The 7,738-nt window shown below is 51.6% G+C and carries 9 protein-coding genes; 2 read left to right on the forward strand and 7 right to left on the reverse strand.

Going from position 1 to position 7,738, the window contains the following annotated elements:
• The first annotated feature begins 109 nt into the window (after positions 1-109).
• The gene (locus KQJ18_RS19410) at positions 110-649 is read left to right on the forward strand and encodes a DUF3251 domain-containing protein (RefSeq protein ID WP_069323953.1); all 540 of its coding nucleotides are present in this window, start codon (positions 110-112) and stop codon (positions 647-649) included.
• A 298-nt stretch (positions 650-947) separates the two neighbouring features.
• Positions 948-1,811: a nucleoside-specific channel-forming protein Tsx gene (locus KQJ18_RS19415; RefSeq protein WP_003021561.1), complete on the forward strand. Its 864-nt coding sequence runs from the start codon at positions 948-950 to the stop codon at positions 1,809-1,811.
• 44 nt (positions 1,812-1,855) lie between these two features.
• On the opposite strand, the gene KQJ18_RS19420 is transcribed toward KQJ18_RS19415, so the two are convergent.
• The 7 genes from KQJ18_RS19420 to KQJ18_RS19450 all read right to left on the reverse strand — a co-directional run.
• On the reverse strand, positions 1,856-2,548 hold the full coding sequence (locus KQJ18_RS19420) for a YafY family protein (RefSeq protein WP_137346921.1): 693 nt from the start codon (positions 2,546-2,548) through the stop codon (positions 1,856-1,858).
• A gap of 23 nt (positions 2,549-2,571) precedes the next feature.
• Positions 2,572-2,937 (reverse strand): VOC family protein, encoded by a 366-nt coding sequence (locus KQJ18_RS19425; RefSeq protein ID WP_069323951.1) that lies wholly within the window; start codon positions 2,935-2,937, stop codon positions 2,572-2,574.
• 179 nt (positions 2,938-3,116) lie between these two features.
• Positions 3,117-4,088 carry a protein translocase subunit SecF gene (secF, locus tag KQJ18_RS19430; protein ID WP_038638190.1) on the reverse strand — a complete coding sequence of 324 codons (972 nt, stop codon included), beginning with the start codon at positions 4,086-4,088 and terminating at the stop codon, positions 3,117-3,119.
• A gap of 10 nt (positions 4,089-4,098) precedes the next feature.
• Complete coding sequence (secD, locus tag KQJ18_RS19435) at positions 4,099-5,946, reverse strand: protein translocase subunit SecD (RefSeq protein ID WP_071888113.1); 1,848 nt, start codon at positions 5,944-5,946, stop codon at positions 4,099-4,101.
• A 27-nt stretch (positions 5,947-5,973) separates the two neighbouring features.
• Positions 5,974-6,306: a preprotein translocase subunit YajC gene (gene yajC, locus KQJ18_RS19440; RefSeq protein ID WP_003021544.1), complete on the reverse strand. Its 333-nt coding sequence runs from the start codon at positions 6,304-6,306 to the stop codon at positions 5,974-5,976.
• Positions 6,307-6,328: 22 nt separating this feature from the next.
• Positions 6,329-7,456: a tRNA guanosine(34) transglycosylase Tgt gene (tgt, locus tag KQJ18_RS19445; RefSeq protein ID WP_003021535.1), complete on the reverse strand. Its 1,128-nt coding sequence runs from the start codon at positions 7,454-7,456 to the stop codon at positions 6,329-6,331.
• Between the two features lie 53 nt (positions 7,457-7,509).
• Positions 7,510-7,738, reverse strand: a 229-nt coding sequence (locus tag KQJ18_RS19450) for an S-adenosylmethionine:tRNA ribosyltransferase-isomerase (protein ID WP_216422526.1), incomplete at its 5' end; no start/stop codon positions are given.

The raw sequence follows: 7,738 nt of genomic DNA on the forward strand, positions 1-7,738 counted from the left end.
GAACTGGCGTGACAACAAAGGCGCAGCGCTTTTGAGACAAAGGATCGATGCCTTCGTGCTCTGTGCACACTACCATTATGCTATCGCGACAATGAAGGAAGTAATCACAATGACAAGACGTTACCTAAGAATTCTCCTGGTGGGAAGCCTCTTTAGTCTTAGCGCCTGCGCGCAGCAAAGCGAAGTACGCCAAATGCATCAAAGCGTAAGCACGCTAAATAAAGAGATGACGCAGCTTAATCAGGAAACCGTAAAAATTACGCAACAAAATATGTTGAATGCCAAATCGACCAGTGGCGCCTATCTGTTGCCGGGCTCCAAAACGCCTGCCCGGCTGGAAAGCCAGATCGGCACGCTACGTATGTCGCTGGTGAATATTGCGCCAAACGCCGATGGCACACGGTTAACGCTACGCATTCAGGGCGAGTCCAATACGCCCTTGCCCGCCTTCAGCGCCACCGTAGAGTACGGGCAAATTCAGGGCACTACAGAGAATTACCAGGAAGTGAATGTTCAAAACCAACTGGTCAACGCCCCGGCAAGTATTCTTGCCCCCAGCGACGTAGACATTCCGTTGCAGATAAATGGTCTCTCCCCCGACCAGTTGGGATTTGTTCGCATTCACGACGTACAGCCTGTTAGCCAATAAACTTTTTTGCGGAACGTTTTGTGCGTTCCGCAACATCAATTCGCCCCCTTTTGTTACTCCCCTGACATAACCGATATTTCTGGCAAAACTTGGCAACATTCATCAGAGCCAGTACAATTCGCCGCCTAAAGTACGCAAACGTGAACGCAATCGATTACGTAAATGATAGAACTGTGAAACAAGACATATTTTTGTGAACAATGATTTTTATAATAGGCTCCGAAGAATTACGAAATATTTAGAAACGCAATTTGCGCATTTTTCACTCCCGAAAGGGATTTCAAACAGTGGCATACATATGAAAAAAACATTACTTGCAGCCGGTGCAGTGCTGGCGCTCTCCTCGTCTTTTACTGCCAACGCAGCAGAAAATGACAAACCGCAATATCTGTCCGACTGGTGGCACCAAAGCGTCAACGTGGTGGGCAGCTACCACACCCGTTTCTCTCCGAAACTGAACAACGACGTGTATCTGGAATACGAAGCGTTTGCCAAAAAAGACTGGTTTGATTTCTATGGCTACATCGATATCCCGAAAACCTTCGACTGGGGTAACGGTAACGACAAAGGCATCTGGTCTGACGGTTCTCCGCTGTTTATGGAAATCGAACCGCGTTTCTCCATCGACAAGCTGACCGGTGCTGACCTGAGCTTTGGACCATTCAAAGAATGGTACTTCGCCAACAACTACATCTACGATATGGGTGATAACAAAGCCAGCCGCCAGAGCACCTGGTATATGGGTCTGGGTACCGATATCGACACCGGTCTGCCGATGGGTCTGTCCCTGAACGTGTATGCTAAATACCAGTGGCAGAACTATGGCGCATCCAACGAAAACGAGTGGGATGGTTACCGTTTCAAAGTGAAATACTTTGTGCCGATCACCCAGGTTTGGGGCGGTCAGTTGACCTATATTGGCTTCACCAACTTCGACTGGGGTTCAGATTTGGGTGATGATCCTAACCGTACCAGCAACTCTATCGCTTCCAGCCACGTGCTGGCGCTGAACTACGATCACTGGCACTACTCCGTAGTCGCGCGTTATTTCCATAACGGCGGCCAGTGGAAAGGTGGGGATACCCTGAACTGGGGCGAAGGCGACTTCAGCGCGAAATCAACCGGTTGGGGTGGTTATCTGGTCGTAGGTTACAACTTCTAATCCAGACAATTTATGCAGACAAGCCAGCTTAACCGCTGGCTTTTTTACGGCTGGTCTTCACAACGTACTTTACGTAAAAAGTCACTTAGCGAGCGATCAGACGATTCACGAAAATGCCTGTCGAGCAGCGTGATCTTCAGACAGCGATCAACGCGAAAGCAGCGATAATCGTCACGCTTCTCGCACCAGGCAACCAGAAGCCAGTGCTCGCCCCAGAAAAATAATCCTAGCGGCTGAACGTCGCGCCAGGAGAGGTTCCCGGACTCATCTCGATAATGCAGCGCCAGCGTCTGCTGCGCCGAAACCGCGCGATGTATGAGATCGAAGGCACTGCGTGAATGCGGCTGATTACCAAAATCTGGCGCAAAAATCCGCGTTTGCTCGGCCCTGCGGCGACTTTCTGGCGGCAATATCGCCAGCACTTTTTCCTGCGCGGACTCCAGTGCCTGTGAAAGTGAATCCCCGCCCCATGTTTTCAGCAACCGAATCGCGACCATCAATGCTTCTGATTCGTGATGCGTTAACATCAACGGTGGCAGATCAAACCCGGCCATTAAGCGGTATCCGCTGCCCACTTCGCCTTCAATGGGCACGCCGGATAAAGAGAGATCGCGGATATCGCGATAAATCGTCCGTTCAGAAACGTCAAGACGTTCTGCCAGCAGCGCCGCCGTTGTCACTCGCCTGCCACGCAGGATTTGTACAATCTGAAACAAACGGTCGGCGCGTCTACTCATTTTAATCCTCTGGCCTGAAAATATTACGCGGGTTGATGTAAACCAACACGATTGCCTTCACTGTCAGTAAATAGCGCAATCGTACCAATGTCCTGCCCCAGTTCGAGCGGGCCAAACACGCATTGACCGCCAGCGGTGGCGACGCGTTCAAGCGTGGCAGCCAAATTGTCCGTATGCAGATAAATAATAGCGCCCTGCGCTGAAGGCGAAATACCGTCAAATTTAGCCAACGCCCCGCCAGGAGCGGGATCCTGATGCGGGAATACGGCCAGCTCGGCGCAGTCCATATTCTCCCGACGCAAAGAAACCTGCATCACTGGCTCATAAAAAGCGATGGCGCGCTCCATTTGTGCCACGGGGATTTCAAACCAGTTAATTACGTTGTTCATACTTCCTCCTGCCTGTGTGGGTAATCTCAGAAGGACTATAAAACAGGGCTACTGACAGCATACTGTCAGTAGTGTGGCGACAGAAAAAGATAATGCTCAGCCGCTAAAGCACAAGCAAAAAAAAATCCCGACCTTGCGATCGGGATTCCAGTTCTTACGCTTCACACGCTCTGCGTCGCTTAAGGCAGAATCGACGGTTGATCCGCCCCTTCTTTCTCGACCTTCTGCTGCAGCATATGCTCACGCTTCATACCCAGCTTCAGCGCCAGCGCCGATGCCACGTAGATAGAAGACGCGGTACCGATGGAAACACCGATAAGCATGGTCAGCGAGAAGCCTTCCAGTACCGGACCACCGAACAGGAAAAGCATCAGAATAACCATCAACGTCGTACCGGACGTAATCAACGTACGGTGCAGCGTCTGCGTCAATGACACGTTAAAGATTTCGTAAGGCGTACCGCGACGAATTTTGCGGAAGTTTTCACGAATACGGTCAGAGACGACGATACTGTCGTTCAGCGAGTAACCGATTACCGACATCAGCGATGCGACGATAGTCAGGTCAATCTCGATATGGAACAACGACAGGATCCCAAGTGTGATGATTACGTCGTGCGCCAGCGCGATAACTACCCCTGCAGCCAATCGCCACTCAAAGCGGAAACCGACGTACACCAGGATTGAGATCAGCGCCGCCATCAGCGCCATCGCACCCGTTTGCGCCAGGTCTGCACCCACGCTCGGCCCCACGAATTCAATTCGTTTCACCGCGGCGTTTTGGTTGGTGGATTCATTAATCACACTCAACACTTTGCTACCCAGCACCTGACCGCCGTCTGCGCCTTCAGTTGGCGGCATACGCACCATAATGTCGTGGCTGCTGCCGAAGTTTTGCAGAAGCGGATCAACAAAGCCCGCTTTCTCCAGCGCATCGCGCATCACGTCCATTTCAGCTGGTTTTTCCAGCGTGATTTCAATGACCGTACCACCGGTGAAATCGAGACCCCAGTTAAAGCCGCGCACGCCCATAATCACGATGGCCGCGATCAGCAGAAAACCTGAAATGCCGAAAGCCCAGTAGTCCCAGCGCATAAAGTCCCAGACTTTACGGCCGTGGTTCAATTGTTCAACAGTATATTCCTGTGCCACTTCGCACTCCTCAGATTGACAGCTTTTTGACGCGCTTGCCGCCATACAACAGGTTTACGATGGCACGTGTACCGACAATTGCGGTAAACATCGACGTCGCTACCCCAATACCGGTAGTAATCGCGAACCCTTTAATTGCCCCGGTGCCGACTGCGTACAGGATAATGACCTTAATCAGCGTCGTAATGTTCGCATCGAAGATGGAGCTAAATGCGCCCGCATAACCTTCATTGATGGCCTGCTGCACCGAACGACCGTTACTCAACTCTTCTTTGATACGTTCGTTGATCAGTACGTTAGCATCGACCGCGACGGCAAGGGTTAAGACGATCCCCGCAATCCCCGGCATACTCAGCGTAGCTCCCGGCAACAGCGACATAATGCCGACAATCAGCACCAGGTTAGCGATCAGCGCGCTGGTCGCAATCAGGCCGAACTTCTTATAGAAGAAGATCATGAACAGGATAGACACCACCAGACCGGCCAGACAGGCTTCCAGACCCTGTTTGATGTTCTGCATACCCAGGGTTGGGCCGATGGTACGTTCTTCAACAATCTGAATCGGCGCGATCAACGCACCGGCACGTAACAGCAGAGAAAGCTGACGCGCTTCGTTCGGGTTGTTGATACCGGTGATACGGAAGCTGTTACCCAGGCGAGACTGGATGTTGGCGATGTTAATCACCTCTTCCTGTTTCACCAGCACGGCGCGACCGTTGGCATCTTTCTTACCGCTGTCTTTGTACTCCACAAACAGGGTCGCCATCGGCTTACCGATGTTGTCCTTGGTGAAGTTGGACATGATGTTACCACCCGCGCTATCCAGCGAGATGTTAACCTGCGGCTGATTGTATTCGTCCTGGCTGGAAGTGGAATCGGTGATATGGTCACCAGTCAGGATCACGCGTTTGTACAGCACAACCGGCTGACCTTCACGAGACTGTTTCACTTCCGAATCACCCGGCACGCGCCCGGATGCCGCAGCAGACTGGTCAACGTTGGTGTTTACCAGACGGAATTCCAGCGTCGCGGTTGCGCCCAGAATTTCTTTCGCGCGCGCGGTATCCTGGATACCCGGCAGTTCGACGACAATACGGTCAGCACCCTGACGTTGTACAACCGGCTCAGCAACACCCAACTGGTTCACACGATTACGCAGAATATTGATGTTCTGCTGTACCGCGTATTCACGGGCTTCACTCAGTCGCGCATCGGTCATCACCGCACGCAGAGCATTGCTGCCCTGGCTGGAAATAACCAGATCCTGGTGACGCTTGCTCAGATAAGAGATAGCTTCATCACGGGCGCTGCTGTCACGGAAGGTGATGCTCAGGCCGTAGTTATCTTCTTTACGAACGGTAGTATAAGGAATGCCTTTTTCACGCAGATCGCTGCGCAGGCTATCGATATTTTGTTCCTGCAACTTACTCAGCGCGGTGTCCATATCCACTTCCATCAGGAAGTGAACGCCACCACGCAGGTCAAGACCGAGTTTCATCGGTTCTGCGTGAATGGCTGCCAGCCAGCGCGGGGTTGCCGGAGCAAGGTTAAGCGCCACGACGTATTGATCGCCCAGCACGCCCATCAGCACTTCACGTGCGCGCAGTTGGGTATCAGTGGAGTCGAAGCGCGCAAGAATAGCACCCTCTTCCAGAGCCACAGACTTAGGTGTGATTTTATCTTCTTGTAACGTTTTCTGGACCTGGATCAGCGTTTGCTCACTGGCGGCGGCACCGCGCACGCCAGTGATTTGAACAGCCGGATCCTCACCATACAGGTTGGGAAGTGCGTAAAGCAGGCCGACGACAATCACGACGACCAGCATAATGTACTTCCACAAAGGATAACGGTTTAACACGGCAGTTCCCTTTGGGAAAACAATAAATTACAGCGCCTTCATGGTGCCTTTCGGCAGAACGGCAGCTACGAAATCACGTTTAATAACCACTTCAGTGGTATCGTTCAGCGCAATAGCGATGTAGCCAGATTCTGCTACTTTGGTCACGCGACCCACCAGACCACCGTTAGTCAGCACTTCATCGCCTTTCGCAATGGAGTTCATCAGATTTTTGTGTTCTTTGGTACGCTTTTGTTGCGGACGCAGGATCATAAAGTAGAAAATCAGACCAAACACCACCAGCATCAGAATCAGAGACATCGGGCTGCCCTGCGCCGGAGCACCTGTTGCCGCTACCGCATCAGAAATAAAAAAGCTCATTCAAATTCCCTCATTATTAAAATTAATCAACGTTCACAGGTGGAACTGGTCGACCCTGACGTTGGTAAAAATCGGTCACGAAGCTCTCTAATTTACCCTCTTCAATAGCCTTGCGTAAACCCGCCATCAAACGCTGGTAGTAGCGAAGGTTATGAATCGTGTTGAGACGCGCGCCCAATATTTCGTTGCAACGGTCGAGATGATGCAAGTAAGCGCGCGAATAATTGCGACAGGTGTAGCAATCACACTCAGCATCGAGCGGACTGGTGTCGCTTTTATGTTTCGCGTTACGAATTTTTACCACGCCGTCAGTCACAAACAAATGACCATTACGGGCATTTCGCGTTGGCATCACGCAGTCAAACATATCGATACCGCGACGTACGCCTTCAACCAGATCTTCTGGTTTGCCGACGCCCATCAGGTAACGCGGTTTATCTGCCGGAATCTGTGGGCAAACATGCTCCAGAATCCGGTGCATATCTTCCTTCGGCTCACCGACAGCCAAACCGCCGACAGCGTAGCCATCAAAGCCGATATCTACCAGACCTTTGACAGAGATATCACGTAAATCTTCGTAAACGCTGCCCTGAATGATGCCAAAAAGCGCATTTTTGTTGCCGAGACTGTCAAAACGGTCGCGACTGCGCTTCGCCCAACGCAGAGACATCTCCATTGAGCGTTTAGCATAGTCCCAGTCGGCCGGGTACGGTGTACATTCGTCGAAGATCATCACGATATCGGAACCGAGATCGTATTGAATCTCCATTGACTTCTCAGGATCGAGGAAAATCGGATCGCCGTTGATCGGGTTGCGGAAATGCACGCCCTGCTCGGTGATCTTGCGGATATCGCCCAGACTGAAAACCTGGAAGCCGCCGGAATCGGTAAGGATTGGCCCTTTCCACTGCATGAAATCGTGCAGATCGCCGTGCAGTTTCATGATTTCCTGACCCGGGCGTAGCCACAGGTGGAAAGTGTTGCCGAGAATGATCTGCGCGCCGGTGGCTTCAACTTCTTCCGGCGTCATGCCTTTTACGGTGCCGTAAGTACCGACCGGCATAAATGCAGGCGTTTCCACTACGCCACGATCAAAAACCAGGCGGCCGCGACGCGCGCGACCGTCTGTGGTGTCCAGTTCAAATTTCATCTTAACTCCTGCGTCAGAAAAACAGTCCGACGTTAAATACTCATGCCGGAAATTTATTCCCCGACACGCTCAGAAATAGCCTGCGGATTGTACGTGATAAACATCGCATCTCCGTAACTAAAAAAGCGATATTCCGCTTTTACCGCTTCGTGGTAGGCGTGCATGGTGTTTTTATAACCAGCAAATGCAGAAACCAGCATGATCAGCGTCGATTCCGGCAGGTGGAAGTTGGTGACCAGGGCATCAATCACCTGGTATTTATAGCCTGGATAAATAAATATC

Source organism: Citrobacter sp. S55_ASV_140, assembly GCF_018919505.1.
In the GTDB taxonomy this organism is placed as follows: Bacteria; Pseudomonadota; Gammaproteobacteria; order Enterobacterales; family Enterobacteriaceae; genus Citrobacter; species Citrobacter werkmanii.